Genomic DNA, 17,192 nt, shown 5'->3' with positions numbered 1-17,192 from the left:
CCCTAGGCCAGGACTGAACGCAAAGTGTCCTGCCACTCCGGAAGTGGCTTTAGACCTGCCTCACTCCACGCGGAACCATCCAACACAGACCAGGCTGGACGCGGGGCTGGACGCGGGAACTCGCTGCTTGCGCAAGCCACCACGCGCTGTGGATTATGGCCGGTGAGCCGAAACACTTCGCGAGCCACCTCGAACCATGTCGCCTCGCCACTGCCCGTGACATGGAAGGTGCCGGTCGGTGCGCTGCTCGGTTCGGACAATACGCGTTCGGTCAACTCCCAGATGGCTCCGGCAAGGTCACCGACGAAGGTGGGGTTACCATGCTGATCGTCAACGACCTTAATAACTGCCGGATTGCCTTTGTCATCAGTTGCCGTCTCCGCCAGACGCATCATCGTGGAGACAAAGTCCTTGGCCTCCGGCTGTGTAGGTCCCGACCAGACCCACGCCGTGCGCAGAATAGCGAACCGAGCACCCGAATCGCGCACATTGTTCTCCCCCACTAACTTGGTGCGGCCGTACATAGTCTGTGGCGCAGTGAAATCATCGACTCGCAGCGCCCGGCGTTGCTCCGTCATCTCATTGATTGCTACATCGCCGAAGACATAGTCAGTGGAGACCTGAATAAGATACGCATCTTCCTTTTTCGCTCGAGCCGCCAAGTACTTCGGTCCGAGTGCATTGACCAGGTGGGCTGAACCGGGGTTGGATTCTGCGCCATCGACATCGGTCGCCGCTGCCGCGTTTATGATGACATCGACGTCGTCAAGCAAAGGCGTCGACTCCACGGCGTCCGAGTCAGCGATGTCCAACTGTGCCCGAGTGAGCGCGCGCACCTCAATATCAGCGGTGAAAGCGTCACGCTGAAGCGCAGTGCCCAGCTGTCCAGCAGCGCCAACAATGGCGACAATGGGACGCTGTGAGTTGCAGCAGGTTCGTTCGTTAGTGGCGAAATGCGAGACTGAGGTTTCAGACATATTCTTCTTTATCACTATCGTAGATACGATTGACACTGTGTTGAGATGCAACCGGACACGGATTGACACTGTGTTGAGGTGCCACCGCACACGGTTGGACGGTTAAGGTTTATGTAGTTTCCGCAGCTGCTGACTGCCCCTCCACGAGGTGTGGAACGCCCACGCAGACACGCAGCACGAATTATATTTTTACAGACGGTTAGAGGAGCCCCGGTTTGAGCAGCCACACGCCACGCGCGCGTCACGCACGCGATATTCAAGCGCCACCGTCCTCTGCAGAGAGTACAGCCCAAGCTTGGCCGCCGATGCTGCGCAATACACTTGTGCTGCTCTCGGCCATTATTCTGGTTATTTCCGCAGTTGGTTGGTGGACAGTCGGTAGGACCACCGACAATTTGGGTTCAGGTGGCGACTTCGGTCTGGGCAGTGAGAAGGACGGTGCAACCGATATTCTGCTCGTCGGTTCAGACTCCCGCGCCGATGCCCAGGGAAACCCGCTGACCCCAGAAGAAGTTGAACTTCTGCGTGCCGGCGACGAAGAAGCCACGAATACAGACACGATTATTGTGATTCGTGTTCCTGCCGATGGCTCTTCAGCGACGGCTATTTCCATTCCGCGCGATACCTATGTCCACACCAATCGCCTGGGCAACACAAAAATTAATGGCGTCTACGGCAACACGAAGCAGCTGGTGGAAGAGGAACTCGCGGGCAGTGGGGCCTCGCCAGAAGAGATTGAGCGTCGCTCAACCGAGGCCGGACGTAGAGCTCTGATTGAAACCATCAGCGACTTAAGCGGTGTCACTGTTGACCACTACGCAGAAGTTGGTCTGCTCGGCTTTGTCCTGCTCACCGACGCCATCGGTGGTGTCGATGTGTGCCTGAATGAGGCTGTCTACGACGAGTTCTCGGGTGCAGACTTTCCGGCGGGCTCACAGACGTTGATGGGCGCCGACGCGCTGTCATTCGTCCGCCAGCGCCACGGCCTGCCCCGCGGTGACCTCGACCGTATTACTCGCCAGCAGGTCTTCATGGCCTCCTTCACCAATAAGCTGCTCGGTGCTGGCACACTGTCCAATCCCGCGAAACTGGCCGAGCTGGGCAACGCTGTCCAGCGCTCGGTGGTGCTCGACGACAACTGGAATGTCACCGGTTTTGCTACCCAGATGCAGGGCCTCACTGGTGGCAATGTGAAGTTTGAAACTATCCCGGTGACCTCGATTGACGGTGTCGGCGACTACGGCGAGTCGGTGGTCACTATCGATAAGGGCCAGGTTCACCAGTACTTCGAGACTCTGCTGGGCACCAAGGAAGAGGAAGCTCCGGCGAAGGAAGAAGGCGAAAAGAAGGCTGACCGCAACGCAGCTGAAACCACAGTCAGTGTTTACAACGCCACGGGTATTGAAGGTTTGGCCAGCAGTGTCTCTGGTGTCTTAACGGAGAAGGGCTACACCCAGGGAGAGGTCGGAAACGCTGAGTTCGCCGGCGTTGCCTCCAGCCAAATCAATGCTGCTGACCCGGAGGATCCGGCAGCGCAGGCCATTTCTGAAGCACTCGGTGGCGTGCCAATTGTCCATGATCCGTACCTCGATCCGCACCACATCTCAGTGACGATTGCCGGTGACTACGCCGGCCCAGGATTAAACCCTGAGGGGATGGCCACTGATCCGGGCGATGGTGGTGAACCTGCACCTGAAGTCGAGGATGGTTCCAATGGCGATATCATCGGCCAGGAGGGTGGCGAAGTTCCGCAGGACGACCGCCCCACCATCGATGCCGCCGGCGTGACCTGCGTGAACTAGGCCCGTCCCTTCGGGGAGACCTCAGCGACATGTTCGATGAGATTATATTCCTCAATTGCGGCTAAGGACTCCTTGGCCTCCTGTTCGTCCAGCACATTCATGATGAACCCGTTCTGGACGAACACCCAATCATCCACGGCCAGCTCGGGGACATACATGGCCGAGCATTGCCGCTTCTGCCCCGCCATATCCACCGTCGCCATCGGCAGCGGACCATCTACGATTGCTAAAACTCGGGCAGGAATTCCAAGACACATCGTGTTACTTCGTCCTCTCTGCCACGGTCGGGGTCTCCGCCGAACCGCCGCTATTCGGTGGCATATTCTCCGCAGCCGCACCGGCATGTTCCTGCATCTTGAATGTCATCACTCCCGCGGGTGCCGAACTACATGGCAAGCACGGATCAGCCGCCCAGATGGACTCCTCGACCCCCGCGGTCTTTCCGTCACCGCACAGCTCCTCGGTGAGCATACGCGTCAACCAGAGTTCATTCTGTGCAGTTGGAGTCATAATCTGACAATCCGTGATGACGCCATCCGCCCCTGCCATATAGCGATGCACCAACAACCCGCGCGGCCCATCAATCAGCCCGACACCGCTGCGCTGTCCTTCGAAGTCGGCATTCTCAATCGCCATCGAGGCATTCGGGTCATACACATGGTCGCCGAGCAGGTCCTCGTCGACAAGCACCCGACTCGCCCACGCCACGGTGTCAGCAAGCAGCCGACGTTGTGCATCACGTGGGCTCACCCCACGCTTATCGACGACAACCTGCCTGGAGACCGGCCCCACTCGGTAGAAATCTGCCCGCTGGCTTTCACAATCATCCACGCCTGGTTCGTCTGCGGCATCAAACACCGGTCTGGGAGAAGCAGCGCCCGGACGGGTTTCACGAACGCGCGTAAGCCAATCAGCAGCCGGGAAAATCTGCACCGCAGTATCGGTGTCATGCCTTGCAACCGCAAGGTGATCTCCCAGCGGAGCAAGCTCGCCGTTGGCGTCGACAACTACGACATCGAGTCCGTCAAAGGTATCCGTCCAGGCATCAGGAGAATCGGGCGTGGAAGAAAGCTCCACTTCCTTGATTACCGCGGTCTCAGCCAGCGCTTCGAGAGCGCTTTCTGCCTCAGAAACCAGCGCCCTGTCCACTGCTGCACGTACACCTCCCGGCACGGCGACATCCGGGAAGTGCGACGGCGCCCCTGCTGCACGCATAAGGGCCTTGCCGGCACGCTTCATTTCCCGCGCTCCCTCGCGGTCGACGGCCACAAATTTGGTCGCTAGATTATCCAAGGTCGACCCGGCCGCCAGCAGCTCTCGAATCAACTGTGCGGTTCGAGGAATGTCGGAGATCCCGTAGAGGTCCTCTACCGCCCGCACGCCTGCAAGATGATGCACAACCGGGCACAGGCCACACAGCCGCTTGGTGATATCTGGCACATCCAACGCCCGTTTGCCCACGAGCATCCCGTCGATACGCGGCAGTCCCGAGAGGTCGAAGGACACCTGTGTGATGGCACCGTAGTCATCGCGGTAGACATCCAGCCGTGCTTCGAATGGATCGACGAGCTCATCGAGTTGGATGTGCTGGGTAACCGGGACGGATTCGGATGACATGGTCCGTCTTACGCCTCCTTCGCGCTGAGTACTTCGCCATAATGGTATCTGTGCATGAGCTTGGATTGTTGACCAGCGTGGTGGGAAAGATTGCCGAGGTCTGCCCGGGACGAACTGTGACAAAGGTGTCAATGCGTGTGGGCGACCGCTCCGGGGTCGTCTACGATTCCCTCATCGCCGCATGGCCCGTGGCCAGTGCCTCGACACAGTGTGAGGGCGCCGAGTTAGACGCCGAACTCATTGTCTCGACGGTCTACTGCCCCACCTGCGAGGCCGAGCATGAAATCGATGAATTTTACGCTCTGACCTGCCCGGTCTGCGGCACACCGACTGCTGACCTACGGCAGGGTCGCGAGTTTGAAATCTCCAGCATCGAGGTCGAAGCTGAGGGCAGGAATTAGGCTTCGCTGTCTCGTTCGTCAGCAAGCCAGCTGTCGATGAGCTCGCGCGCAACCTCAGTCGCCTCCTCAATGCCGCCAAGTGCCGTGTCGCTGAGCCCCACCACCATATCCGCGGACTCGTAAACCACTCCCACCACGCCAACTCGCTCGGGTTCTTTTCCCAACAGTCGCGCTGCGGTGAGCAAATCCAGCAAACCGACCTGGTGCGCGGACAGCTTAGCCGCTAACAATCGAGGAATCTGGTCACCGACGAGCTTGACGACGGTACCGGGATCCCCCGGACCAGCGAGAGCGTCGAGCAACAATAAGTTCTTGGCCTCCTGCACGATGGGCAGCAACTCCATGCCACAGGTACCGCCATCGATGTAGGCGACTGCACCCGTCCATTCGTCCCCGCGTCCGGTAGTGTTTGCAGGATCATCGAGGTTAGAGGGCGACCAGACCAGATGCGCGGAATCACCGACCTGCGTAATCTGCCCCATGCCTGCAGATTCCAGTTCGGGTGCGAGCCGGCGCAGCAGTTCGAGACCGATGCCATCGTCACCCATGACGGGGTTGCCGATGCCAAGAACCGTCACCAACGGGGTGTCAGCATCGGCGGCAATACTAGCGTCGAATGTTTCCTCTTTACCCAATGCGCTCCTATCCAATGCGCGGAGAGTCAACCGGCTGCGTGCCGCGCGGTAGCCAGACCGAGCCACCAATCATCGAGGACAGGCCACCGTGGTTGTGCACCGCATCAGAGCGGATGACCAGGTAGACGTGAACGATGGCAAAGAGCCAAATCAGGTACATGATGATTGTGTGAATCAGGCGGAAGTAGCCGATGCCAATCCAGTGCGTGGGCATTGCCAACAGCTGGAAGAACCAGTTGGACTGATCCATCATCGCGTACAGCGACAGGCCTGTGAGCATCTGAATGAAACACATCACATAGATGCCGGTGTACGCCAGCTGTTGCAGAGGATTGTGTGCGAAGTAGAACGGACCTTCTTTGCGCAGGAATAGGTAGTACTGCATCGTGTGCCAGAGGTCTTTAACATCCTGCTTGTTATAAATCGGCCACAGTGCGCGCCATCGTGTTTGTCGGTCGTGGGTCACAAACAGCAGGATGACGCGCCACAACCCCACTGCAATCCAGAGGAATCCGGCTAAGAAGTGCGCGAAACGCACATACCCCATCGCAAAACCCGCGGCCGTGCCGTCATAGGTGCGCTCGGTCAGATAGGGCTGCATGATGTACCAACCGGTAAAGGTCATCACCAGCATCAGCGCCAGGTTCAACCAGTGTTGAACGCGCAGCGCCCATCCCCACAGGTGAACCTCGACCCACGAACCGGAGCCCTTTTTATTCTCTGCAATGGCCTCGTCAAGTTTCCGCAGACCCATTGCCACGAAACCTTCGAAGATGAAGTCTCCGATGATATTTCCGTCTTTGTCAATGGGAGCAAGTGCGACACCCATGCTGCGATGACCGCGGCCATGGTGCATGTTCGCGTTACGACGAAGTAGAACACCTTCCTCGCGGGACATCGTGGATGCCTCTACGACTGAGTCCAGTTCACCACGCATGATTGCCACATCGACCGTTTGATTGGCGATATTGAGACCGTGCACCTTAGCGATGGAGTAACGGCGATCCGGTGTTGCCGGATCGTACGAATCCGGGGTCAATTTCATCAGTGGGGTGCCATCGAGATGGAAAAGGTCGTCGCGACGCCGACGCAAGCTGACCTTCAGCGCAAGGTCGACAGGATCGCGGGACTCATCCGGAACAATCGCTGCGGCCTGAATGACCTCAGATGGCGACAACCAGTGGCTAGTGTGGGCGTCAATAACCGCAATCACCAAAGGGTTGCCCTTGGAGTCTTTTAGCCGCAGTTCCGGGTTTTCACTCACGGAGGGGGTCATGCCATCGGATGTCATGCCGTCGTCACCTTAAACATTTCCTGACCGGACGGATCCAAAACGTGGACCGCGCAGGCCATACATGGATCGAAGGAATGAATTGTGCGAAGTGGTTCGAGCGGCTGCTCAGGATCAACCAGCGGATGCGTGCCGTCTCCGGCCAGCGCATGCTCGTATGGACCAAGCTGCCCCTTCGGGTCGCGGCCACCGGCCAGCCACGTGGTAGGAACCACGGCCTGGTAATTGGTCACCTTGCCATTTTCAATCTTGACCCAATGGCTGAGCATGCCACGAGCGACCTCGATGAAGCCTACGCCTTGGCACTTCTCCGGCCAGGAGGTTGGCTCCCAACGACTGTTATCGAAGACATCGATGTCGCCGTTCTTCAGGGCCTCAACGAACTCCGGGAAGATGTGGTCTGCCAAGTAATTGGCGGTGGTCACAGACTCCACAGCGCGTGCGTAGGTGCGTCCCGCAGTGGAGTTCATCTGCTCAATGCGCAGGTCGAGCTTATCCATGACCTCATCGACGAGACGGACTGTCTCCGGTTCTTTCTGCAGGTACGCCAGCAGCACGCGCGCAACCGGGCCGACTTGAACAGCGCGACCGTCGTAACGCGGCGCCTTCGACCAGGTGTACTTTTCATTGTCCGACAGCCACTCGTACGGCGGCTTCGGGCCGGTGTAGTTCACAGTGGTTTCGCCGTCGTACGGCTTGAGGCCGACATCATCGCCGACTTCCTGCGTGTACCAGGCGGAGTTGATGAATTCCTCGATCTTCTCCGGCTGGAATGGGTGGAGCTTGGTGTAGTCACCGTCGAGAATGACACCGGGCTTGATGTTTGGATGCACGGTCTGGACACGGGACTTGGCCGGGTCGCCGGAGTAAGTCGCGCCGGCCATGCCTACCGCCAGGAAGCTGTCGGAGGAGCGACCGATGTCGAAGTAGTCCTTGTAAACGCTCATGATGGCGACTGCATCTGGGTAGAAGCAGTCATTGACGAACTCCACAATCTCGTCGATCCAGGACTTGATCTGATCAATGCCGACTTGGTTGACCGTCTCCGAACGCTCCGGGTCGATGGAGCAAGCCATACCGCCGACCAGGAAGTTCGGGTGCGGATTCTTACCGCCGAAGACGGTGTTAATCCGAATGATAGAGCGCTGGAAAGCCAATGCGTCGAGGTAGTGCGACACTGCCATCAGGTTGGCCTCGGGTGGCAGGCGGTAGTCCTCATGCCCCCAGTAGCCGCCGGTGAAGATCGACAGCTGGCCGGAGTCCACAATGCCCTGCACGGTCTCCTTGACCCGGGCGAAAGTCTCTTCGGTATTGCCCTTCCACGTCGAGCCAATAGACTGCGCAAACTCAACGGTCTTCTTCGGGTCGGCTTCGAGAGCCTTTGTGACGTCAATCCAATCCAGACCGTGCAGGTGGTAGAAGTGCACGACGTGGTCGTGAACCTCCTGCGAGCCAATCACCAAATCGCGAATACGACGTGCCTGCGGTGGCGGGGTCGAAGCGATGGCATCTTCGACTGCGGCAATGGATGCCACCGAGTGAGTACCAGTGCACACACCACAGATACGGCCGACGAACGCCCAGACATCGCGGGGATCGCGGTCTTTCACAATGGTCTCGATGCCGCGGAACTGAGTGGTCTCGCTCCATGCGGTCTTAATTTTGTCTCCCTCGCGCTCCAGCTCAATGCGAAGGTGTCCCTCGATTCGGGTGATTGGGTCGATTACAACTTTTTCCGTAGCCATGTCCTATGCCCTTAGTTGTCCTTCGAATCGGATGCTGTTTCGCCCTGTGCGTCAGGCGAGTTCGGAGGAAGGTCGACCATCGGGGGCTCCTTGCCTTCCACACCACCGAACGCGGCCAGCACCTTTTCTTCACCGTTGGAGCGCCTAATCTTCAGTTCCTTGACCAGGGTGAGTCCGCCGTGGACTGCGGTACCCGCGGCGGTGGCAGCCAGCAGCCCAACGCCAACCTTGTTCACGCTGGACTCCACACCAATACCCGGGATGCCCGGCAGCTTGTCGTAGAACGGGGTGAACTGGTCGAAGAAGTCCTTCTCAGTACAGCCAATACATGGGTGACCAGCACCAATTGGCCAACCGGACTTCAGGTTCCACTGCACAATCGGGCAGGGGCTAAACGTGGACGGCCCCTTACAGCCGACTTCGTAGAGGCACCAGCCGTTGCGGGCGCCTTCGTCGTCGAAGGTTTTCACGAACTGGCCGGCATCGTAGTGCGCGCGGCGCGGGCAGGAGTCGTGAATACGCTGGTCGTAGGCAAACTTTGGACGCCCTTCGGCGTCAACCTCTGGAGTCTTGCCATAAGTGAGCACGTACGTCAGGGTGGCCGTGATGACCTCACCAATTGGCGGGCAACCAGAGACGTTAATCACCGGTTTGTCCTTGATAATCTCGTCGACGCCCTTAGCGTCGGTAGGGTTCGGCTTAGCTGCCTGTACAGAACCCCACACGGCACAGGCGCCAACGGCCAGGATTGCCGTGGCCTTCTCAGCAGCCTCGAGCAGCACCTGTTCTGCCGACTTACCGCCGATGGTGCAGTACGCACCGTTCTCGCCGGTCGGGATTGAGCCATTGACCACCAGAATGTGGTCCTCAGCATTCATGTCATCCAAAGCCTTTTCGGCCGCGTGCCCGGACGGCGCCATGAGCAGTTCGTTGTAGTCCATCGAAACCAAGTTCAGCACCACGTCTTCAGCCGTAGTGCCTCCGGAACGCAATACGGATTCCATGCATCCAGTGCATTCCTGCAATTGCAGCCATGCCACCTTCGGCTTCTTTACAGCCGAGAGCTTGTCTGCGATTTCCTCCGCCGAGGGAGTCAGCGACTGCGCCGCGGCCTCACCGACATTAGGGGTTCCGGCGGCGAAAATTGCCGCCATGGTGCCACAAAACTTCATGAAACTGCGCCGTGAGACACCAGCTCTAGCGAGGTTGTCGCCGAGGGTCCCTTCCTGCCAATTTGCGCCACTAATCATTTCTTCGCTGCGCCTTCTGCTTAGTTATTAGGGTTATTGGTTTCGAGGTGTACAAGTACTAAGGCCCATTGCCTATACATGACCAAGTATAGCGACCTAATAAGAACCTGAATAACGGTGCTGCGGTGCAGTTATAACAATTTAATATGCAAGATAAATGTTGCGTAAATGTAGTTCTCCGAAATAAGGCAGAGCGAAACGAGAGGTATCGGGGCCGTCGTCAAGCATGCTGGGCTGTCCTCGCTTCACGACGGCCCCTGCGTGCTTAATCAACCAGCGCAGGGTTAACCCAGCGGAGCCATTCGTCGATGCCCTCCCCGGTCTTAGCGGAGACCTCGATTACCTTCACCCCTGGATTGACCTTTTCCAGATTGGCGCGGAAGAGCTCCATGTCGAAGTCGAGATACGGGGCAAGATCCATCTTGTTGATAACCACTACCTGCACGGAACGGAACATCACCGGATACTTGACCGGCTTATCCTCGCCCTCGGTAATAGAGTAGACCATTGCCTTGCGGGTCTCACCGACCTCGAATTCAGCTGGGCAGACGAGATTTCCCACATTTTCAATCATCACCAAGTCGAGCGTGGACAAATCCAGCCCCTCGAGCGCCCGGGAGACCATCGGGGCGTCCAAATGACATTCGCCACCGAATCCGTTGCCCGTGTTGAGCAGCGAAATCTGTGCCCCGTAGCCCTCCAGGCGGTCGGCGTCGAGAGCCGTCTCAATATCACCTTCGATAATGCCGACGCGCAGCTTGCCCTGCGCAGCCGCCAGAGTCTTCTCCAATAGAGCAGTCTTGCCCGATCCCGGGGAGCTCATCAGATTGATGGCTTCAACACCATGCTCAGCAAGCAGCTCGCGATTGTGCTCCGCGCGGTGGTCGTTTTCGGTGAAGATGTCCTCGAGGATGGTCACGCGCTCAACACCGGTTTCGTAGCCCGAGTGGTCGCCGTGGCTGGTGTCATTTGGGTCAGCGAGATGAACGTGGTCATGGCTGTGACCGTGGTGATGGTCATGGTCGTGGTGATGGTGGTGTGCGTCATCGCCATCGTGCCGGTGGAAACGTCCCATGATTAAACCGTCTTTCCTACTTGTGCGCGTCGACGTCGATGTCGACGATTGTGAACTCTTCCCCCGAGATTACGCGCCCTGGCTTTCCACACGTGGGGCACAGCAAACCGTCGAGTGGCCCCACCTGTTCGCGGTGCCCGTGCGCGCATTCGACAACGGCAGGTATCCAGTCGATGTCTAACTTCGCCTCCCCCAAACCGGTATCGCGACTGACGAAATCCCACGCATATGACAGGGTTTCTGGAACAACCTGCCGAAGAGCGCCTATCCGCAGGTGCACTGTGCGTACATTCCGCCCCTCGGCTGCCCTCGTGACAACCTTCGCCAACTGCATGCTCAACGCTACTTCGTGCACAATCTCCAAAGTAGCAGCGGGAACTAGCACAGGGCCGCTTACGTAGAGTTGAACGCATGGGAAAGGCAGGCGCGACTGAGGCAGCGTTGGATTCGAGCATTCAGCGCATTCGCTGGCGCATCGAAGGCATTGTCCAGGGTGTCGGATTCCGCCCTTTTGTTGCCACCATCGCCCGGCGCGCGGGTCTCGTCGGCTTCTGCGGCAATGATGAGCAAGGGGTGTTCATCGAGGTGGAAGGCATGAGGGGCGCCCTCGATGACTTTCGCAAGCGACTGTTCACCGAACTGCCCGCGCTTGCCCGCATCATCAATCACTCCGCCGAGCCGGTCGCGGTGCTCGGCCATGAGCGCGAATTCGTCATCGTCCCCTCGCGCCACAACGACTCCGGCCGTGCACTGCTTCCGCCGGACACTGCACTGTGCCCCGACTGTCGCCGCGAGTTCTTCGACCCCACTAACCCGCGCTACCTCTACCCTTTCATTTCCTGCACCAACTGCGGGCCGCGCCTATCCATCATCACCGAACTGCCCTACGACCGGCCGCGCACCACCATGGCGGCATTCCCGATGTGCGCCCCGTGCGAGCGCGAATACACCGACCCCACCGACCGCCGCTATCACGCCCAGCCAATCAGCTGCTTCGACTGCGGCCCACACCTGAGCTGGCACGATGCAGGTGGCACCACCACCGCTACCTCTCGCGACGAGGTTCTCGCGCTCTTTCGCCGCGCACGCACACTACTTGACGACGGCGCCCTGCTCGCCGTCAAAGGTATTGGCGGTTTTCACCTGGTCTGTGATGCCACCAATGATGCTGCCTGCGAGAAATTGCGGACGCGCAAGCATCGTCCTGACAAACCGTTGGCGGTGATGGCTCCGAATGTTGACGCCGCTGCCCAGCTAGTTGAGTTAACCGAGCAGGAGCGGCGCTTCCTCGACTCCCCGGAGGCGCCGATTGTGATTGCACCGAAACAGCAATCGAGCTCACTTTCAGACCTCATCGCCCCTGGCCTCGACAGCTTCGGCATCATGGTGCCCTACTCGGGCATTCACCTGCTGCTGTGTGATCGCCCACTCGTGGTCACCAGCGGCAACATCAGCGGTGAGCCCGTGTGTACCGACAATGCCGACGCTCTGAAGAAACTTGGCCACATCGCCGATGCCTTCATCCTCCACAATCGCGACATCCATGTGCCGGTCGAGGATTCCGTTTTCATCGGCACCGCCCCGTTGCGCCGGTCCCGTGGCTTCGCTCCCATCCCGGTTCCGGTCACGCCCTCCAGCTCTCCGGCCAGTGCAAGTAGCGGCTTCTGCACCAGCGACCTCGGCACATCTCAGCCCACCATTTTCGCGACCGGAGGTGAGTTGAAGAACACCTTCGCTCTCGCGCAGGGCGATCTCGTCCACGTCTCCGCTCACATTGGCGACATGGGCTCGTGGGCCAGCCAGAAGGCCTACCAGAGGGCAGTTGACCAGCTTCTTTCCATAAGAGACACAGCTCCGGACCTCATCGTCTGCGACCTTCACCCGGGCTACGCCACCACTGCCTTCGCTGAGCGCTTCGCTACCGAGCACGACATCGAGCTCCTCGCGGTTCAGCATCACTTCGCACACGCTCTTTCCTTACTCGCCGAACACCGCCTCTTCTCCCCCAACGCAGGTCGCGCAGTCGTCGCTACCCTCGACGGCACCGGCTACGGCACCGATGACACCATTTGGGGCGGTGAGGTCCTCACGCTCAGCCGTAGTTCCGCAGACTGGGAACGCTCCTGGCACTGCCCCTCTTTCCCGCTGGTCGGCGGGGACCGTGCTGTGACTCATCCGTGGCGGCTTGCCCTCGGCCTCACTTACGCGTGGGCGCTTGACGACGATCACCTCTTGCGCAATCTCCCCAACGAGCAAGAGGTAGCCCTAGTGACCAGTCAATTGTCCACGGGAATCGGCACAGTGCCGACTTCTTCTCTCGGCCGTATCTTCGATGCCACCGCAGCTCTGCTGCTTCCTCGCTGGCGAGGTGGGGCGGCCATCAGCTATGAGGCGCAAGCGGCCATGGAGCTGGAGGCAGCGGCCACTCGCTACGTGAAGTCACATGCGGAAACGCTCAGTGTGGCGCAATCAGCGGCAACGGCGGATCGCCTCAAAGATGTCATCCGAGAAGCGCTAGCATTGCCGGATACCGAGCAGGCCGCATTTGCGTTTCACAGTGGGGTCGCACGTGTCGTCGGCAAGCGATTGGTGCAGGCAGCGGCGGAAGCTGGTACCGATGTTGTCGGTGTCAGCGGGGGCTGTGCGAATAATGCGCTGTTGATGGAGTTGCTGCGTCGCGAAGTTGCAGCTGAAGGCTTTACTTTGCTGCAGCATCAGATCGTGCCGCCGGGCGATGGTGGATTGAGCCTCGGCCAAGCAATGGCCGGGCGCCTGTTGGCGGCAACCGGCAAGGGCGCCTAGCAAGCACAGCTAGCAGATGCGCGGCAGCGGGTCGCCGACCAACATGTCCACCATGCGGGTGCCACCGAATCCGGTGACCAGCACCACGGAAGCGGCGGGCTCGTCCTCGATGGAGCCGATATCACGAGCCTCGGAAGCCCCGGCTGCGTGGAGCGCACTGAGCGCTGCCTCGGATTGCTCAGCGGGGACAACGGCGACGAAGGTGCCTTCATTGGCGACGTAGAGGGAGTCGATGCCGAGCATGTCACAGGCCCCACGGGTCATTTCACGAACCGCAATGGATTCGTCGTCAAGCACGACGCCGAGATTTGTGCCACGGGCGAGCTCGTTGGCGACGGTACCGAGGCCGCCGCGGGTGGCATCGCGCATCCAGCGGGTGCCGGGCGCAGCTTCCAGCAGAGCTTCGACCAGCCCATTGACGGCGCGGGTATCGGACTCGATAGGTGCCGCCAGAGCCAGGTCGCCACGGGCGAGCATAACCGCCATGCCATGATCGGCAATCGGACCGGAGACAAGGATGCGGTCTCCGGACTTGATGTTTGCGTAGACCGAACCTTCCGTGGCGGCCCCAGCGTAGTCGCCGCGGACCACACCCACCCCGGCCGTGGTGATGTAGACCTGGTCACCGGCGCCCTTCGGCACAACCTTGGTATCGCCGGCGACGATACTCACCCCTGCGGCATCGGCGGCGGCGCGCATACTCGCCACAATGCGGCGCAGAGTCGCAATCTCCAGTCCCTCTTCCAGGATGAACGATGCGGTCAGCGCCAGCGGCTTAGCCCCGGCTACCGCCAGATCGTTGATCGTGCCGTTGACGGCCAAATCGCCGATATTACCGCCCGGGAACTCGATGGGATTGACCACATAGGAGTCAGTAGACATGGCCAACCGCGCCCCACCATGTGCAGAAGCTGCCGCAGCTTCGACAACGGCATCAGCGGAAAAGAGCCCGGAGTCGCCACCCTGTCCCAGAATTTCATTGCCATAGGCGTCGAAAAACACTTGTTCAACCAGAGCGGCGGATGCCTTTCCTCCGGAGCCGTGTTGCAGGGTGATGTAATCGTCGAGAAGCCTGAACGGACGTGCCCGAACGCGACCAATATTGGTATTTACCTTGGCTTCGTTGGTATTCAGACGATTCTTCGGCTGCATGCTCACTATCCCTAACCTCACAGCTGCTGACGGACAAAACTGCTTGCGCCACTCGTCCTTCGAAAAACGAGGCTCGCTGCCCCTGATGGTAGTCTCGAAAAGTATTGCAAACGAGGAGAAGCGTATGTGTCTTGGTGTCCCCGCCGTCATCACTGAAGTCCACGATGCTGCCCGTGCAACAGTGGAAATTGGTGGCGTCGCACGCATGATTTCCACCGATTTACTTGTTGACGACAACCTCACCGCCGGTGATTGGGTTCTCGTGCATGTCGGTTTCGCCATGAGCAAGATTGACGAGGAAGAGGCCAAACTCTCACTCCAGCAAATCAAACAACTCGGCGGCGACACTTACGAGGATGAGCTGGAGTCCTTCTCTTCGTCACAGATCAACTGAGGGCGCTAAGGAATCATGAAATACGTTGACGAATTCCGCGATCCCGCCGCTGCGAGGAAGCTGCTCGCGCGTATTGAACGCGAGGCCACCAAGCTGGATAAGCCCATCGCACTGATGGAAGTCTGTGGCGGGCACACGCACACCATTTACCGCTACGGCTTGGAGAACCTCCTGCCGGAAAACATTGAACTCATCCACGGGCCCGGCTGCCCCGTCTGCGTCATCCCTATGGGCCGTGTCGACGATGCCATTTGGCTGGCACAGCAGGAAGACGTCATTTTCACCACCTTCGGTGACATGATGCGCGTGCCGGGGTCCGAGACTTCCCTGATGCAGGCTCGTGCGCGCGGCGCTGATGTGCGTTTTGTCTATTCGCCTCTCGACGCCCTGAAGATTGCCACCGACAACCCCGATAAGCAGGTTGTTTTCTTCGCCGTCGGGTTTGAGACCACCGCCCCGTCGACGGCCGTGACTATCGAGGCGGCACGCCGTCAGGGAGTGGAAAACTTCTCCGTGTTTTCCAATCACGTACTCATCGAGCCGCCACTACGCGCCATCGTCAACGGCGGCGAAACCAAGGTCGATGGTTTCATCGGCCCAGGTCACGTGGCCACTACCACCGGTACTAACGCTTTCGAGTTCCTGCCGCGCGAGTTCAATCTGCCAGTGGCGGTCACCGGTTTTGAGCCATTGGATGTACTCCAGGCTGTCGTCATGCTGCTGGACCAATTCGTCAGCGGCGACGTTGCTGCTGGCAAGTCGCGCGTGGACAACCAGTACGCACGCGTCGTGCGCTCTTCCGGCAACACCACTGCCCAGAAGCTTATGGATCGCGTCTTTTCCCTCCGAGACACCTTCGAGTGGCGCGGCCTCGGCTGGATCGACAACTCCGGTCTTGGCATTTCTGAAGAATACGCGGCATTCGACGCCGAGCGCCGTTTCCAAGTGCCGGGTCGCCGTATCCCAGACCCCGTGACCTGCGAATGCGGCTCTGTGCTCACCGGCCATATCAAGCCCTGGCAGTGCGCGGTCTTCGGCACTGCTTGCACCCCGGCGACCCCCATCGGCACCTGCATGGTCTCCCCCGAAGGCGCGTGCGCGGCGTACTACAACTTCGGCCGCATCGACCGGAAGGTCACCGAGAACCTGGCGAAATCCCGCCGCTAGTTACTCCGTAATTCCCGCACGCGCGAGCGATGCTACCGCCTGCTTTACGACGGGCGCGTCAATCATCTCGCCATCGAGCTGGAAGGCGCCGGTGTGCGTGCCTGCGAGATCGACAATCTTCCGGGCGCGGGCGAGCGTTGCCTCCGACGGCTTATAAGCCTTGCGCACCGGCGGCACCATCGCCGGGTGGATGCAGGCCGTAGCCAAGAAACCACAGCCCACGGCATCGAGAGCCTCCAGGTACTGGCCGCGCTCATCGCGGAAGTCAGTATGTACGGCATCAATGGCTGCGATACCAGCCGCAGCAGCATGGACTTGAACGAGCGCACGAGCTAGTCGCTGCGGATCGCGGTAGTGGCGACGGGGGTTTTCATCCACGCTCTGGCGCGAGGACACCCCACCGAGTTCAGCGGTGAGGTCTTCAGCGCCCCAGAATAGACCCACGACGTCCGGGTGCGTAGCAATCTGCTGAATATTAATCACTGCCTGCGGAGTTTCAATCATCGCAATGATTTTCAGCCCCTCGAGCTCTGCGGGGATGGACTCCCGAATCTTGGGCACCATGACGATGTCGTAGTCACATGCGCGGGCAAAGGCGACGTCTTCTGCGAAGGTCGGGGTTCCGGGGCCGGTAATCCGAAGAATGGTCGTCTCCGGGTCGAGCGGATTGTTGATGATGTTCTCACGTGCCTGCTCATGATTGTCAACGGCGGCACCGTCCTCCAGGTCAATAATGACCATGTCGGATCGTTCGGCGGCTTTCTGGAAGCGATCGGGGCGGTCAGCCGGGGCGAAGAGTAGCGCCGGGCCAGAGGGAAGCCAAGGGAAGGTCTGTTCACCGTCGAGGGAGCTAAAGCCTGTCATAGTTCCTAACCTAATTGAAA

The 17,192-nt window shown here is 59.4% G+C and carries 16 protein-coding genes; 5 read left to right on the top strand and 11 right to left on the bottom strand.

Annotated elements, in window-relative coordinates; genetic code table 11:
• Positions 1-2: 2 nt before the first annotated feature.
• Positions 3-977: a dTDP-4-dehydrorhamnose reductase gene (rfbD, locus tag ADA16_RS08450; protein WP_048760855.1), complete on the bottom strand. Its 975-nt coding sequence runs from the start codon at positions 975-977 to the stop codon at positions 3-5.
• Between the two features lie 215 nt (positions 978-1,192).
• Here rfbD and ADA16_RS08445 point away from each other — a divergent pair, with 215 nt between their 5' ends.
• Complete coding sequence (locus ADA16_RS08445; RefSeq protein WP_048760853.1) at positions 1,193-2,779, top strand: LCP family protein; 1,587 nt, start codon at positions 1,193-1,195, stop codon at positions 2,777-2,779.
• Here the strand turns inward: ADA16_RS08445 and ADA16_RS08440 are convergent.
• Positions 2,776-3,036 (bottom strand): HypC/HybG/HupF family hydrogenase formation chaperone, encoded by a 261-nt coding sequence (locus ADA16_RS08440; RefSeq protein ID WP_048760851.1) that lies wholly within the window; start codon positions 3,034-3,036, stop codon positions 2,776-2,778. The genes ADA16_RS08445 and ADA16_RS08440 overlap by 4 nt on opposite strands.
• A 4-nt stretch (positions 3,037-3,040) precedes the next feature.
• Positions 3,041-4,396 carry a nickel-dependent hydrogenase large subunit gene (locus ADA16_RS08435; protein WP_048760849.1) on the bottom strand — a complete coding sequence of 452 codons (1,356 nt, stop codon included), beginning with the start codon at positions 4,394-4,396 and terminating at the stop codon, positions 3,041-3,043.
• A 41-nt stretch (positions 4,397-4,437) separates the two neighbouring features.
• On the opposite strand from ADA16_RS08435, the gene ADA16_RS08430 reads away from it, so the two are divergent.
• Positions 4,438-4,797 carry a hydrogenase maturation nickel metallochaperone HypA gene (locus tag ADA16_RS08430; protein WP_193387497.1) on the top strand — a complete coding sequence of 120 codons (360 nt, stop codon included), beginning with the start codon at positions 4,438-4,440 and terminating at the stop codon, positions 4,795-4,797.
• Here ADA16_RS08430 and ADA16_RS08425 read toward each other — a convergent pair.
• From ADA16_RS08425 to ADA16_RS08400, 6 genes are all read right to left on the bottom strand, one after another.
• Positions 4,794-5,378, bottom strand: a complete 585-nt coding sequence (locus ADA16_RS08425) for a hydrogenase maturation protease (protein WP_048761007.1) — start codon at positions 5,376-5,378, stop codon at positions 4,794-4,796. The two genes, ADA16_RS08430 and ADA16_RS08425, sit on opposite strands and share 4 nt — an antisense overlap.
• Before the next feature lie 61 nt (positions 5,379-5,439).
• Complete coding sequence (cybH, locus tag ADA16_RS08420) at positions 5,440-6,723, bottom strand: Ni/Fe-hydrogenase, b-type cytochrome subunit (protein ID WP_239659404.1); 1,284 nt, start codon at positions 6,721-6,723, stop codon at positions 5,440-5,442.
• Positions 6,720-8,468, bottom strand: a complete 1,749-nt coding sequence (locus ADA16_RS08415) for a nickel-dependent hydrogenase large subunit (RefSeq protein ID WP_048760847.1) — start codon at positions 8,466-8,468, stop codon at positions 6,720-6,722. Before ADA16_RS08415 ends, cybH begins: the two co-directional genes overlap by 4 nt.
• Positions 8,469-8,479: 11 nt before the next feature.
• A complete protein-coding gene (locus ADA16_RS08410) occupies positions 8,480-9,718 on the bottom strand; it encodes a hydrogenase small subunit (RefSeq protein ID WP_048760845.1) in 1,239 nt (412 codons plus the stop codon).
• 265 nt (positions 9,719-9,983) lie between these two features.
• Positions 9,984-10,793 (bottom strand): hydrogenase nickel incorporation protein HypB, encoded by an 810-nt coding sequence (gene hypB / locus ADA16_RS08405; protein WP_048760844.1) that lies wholly within the window; start codon positions 10,791-10,793, stop codon positions 9,984-9,986.
• Positions 10,794-10,809: 16 nt separating this feature from the next.
• Positions 10,810-11,127, bottom strand: coding sequence for a hydrogenase maturation nickel metallochaperone HypA (locus ADA16_RS08400; RefSeq protein WP_048761004.1), 318 nt, complete (start codon positions 11,125-11,127; stop codon positions 10,810-10,812).
• A 77-nt stretch (positions 11,128-11,204) separates the two neighbouring features.
• Between ADA16_RS08400 and hypF the strand changes: the two genes are divergently transcribed.
• A complete protein-coding gene (hypF, locus tag ADA16_RS08395) occupies positions 11,205-13,595 on the top strand; it encodes a carbamoyltransferase HypF (protein ID WP_048760842.1) in 2,391 nt (796 codons plus the stop codon).
• 9 nt (positions 13,596-13,604) lie between these two features.
• On the opposite strand, the gene hypE is transcribed toward hypF, so the two are convergent.
• Positions 13,605-14,747, bottom strand: coding sequence for a hydrogenase expression/formation protein HypE (hypE, locus tag ADA16_RS08390; RefSeq protein WP_048760840.1), 1,143 nt, complete (start codon positions 14,745-14,747; stop codon positions 13,605-13,607).
• Between the two features lie 124 nt (positions 14,748-14,871).
• On the opposite strand from hypE, the gene ADA16_RS08385 reads away from it, so the two are divergent.
• The gene (locus ADA16_RS08385; protein WP_048761003.1) at positions 14,872-15,141 is read left to right on the top strand and encodes a HypC/HybG/HupF family hydrogenase formation chaperone; all 270 of its coding nucleotides are present in this window, start codon (positions 14,872-14,874) and stop codon (positions 15,139-15,141) included.
• 15 nt (positions 15,142-15,156) lie between these two features.
• Complete coding sequence (gene hypD, locus ADA16_RS08380; protein WP_048760838.1) at positions 15,157-16,308, top strand: hydrogenase formation protein HypD; 1,152 nt, start codon at positions 15,157-15,159, stop codon at positions 16,306-16,308.
• Here hypD and ADA16_RS08375 read toward each other — a convergent pair whose 3' ends face one another.
• A complete protein-coding gene (locus tag ADA16_RS08375; protein ID WP_048760836.1) occupies positions 16,309-17,172 on the bottom strand; it encodes an HpcH/HpaI aldolase/citrate lyase family protein in 864 nt (287 codons plus the stop codon).
• Positions 17,173-17,192 lie beyond the last annotated feature (20 nt).

This window comes from Corynebacterium vitaeruminis (assembly GCF_001054325.1).
Taxonomy (GTDB): domain Bacteria; phylum Actinomycetota; class Actinomycetes; order Mycobacteriales; family Mycobacteriaceae; genus Corynebacterium; species Corynebacterium vitaeruminis_A.
The sequence above is the reverse complement of the archived record's forward strand: the minus strand, read 5'-3'. Positions and strand labels throughout refer to the sequence as shown.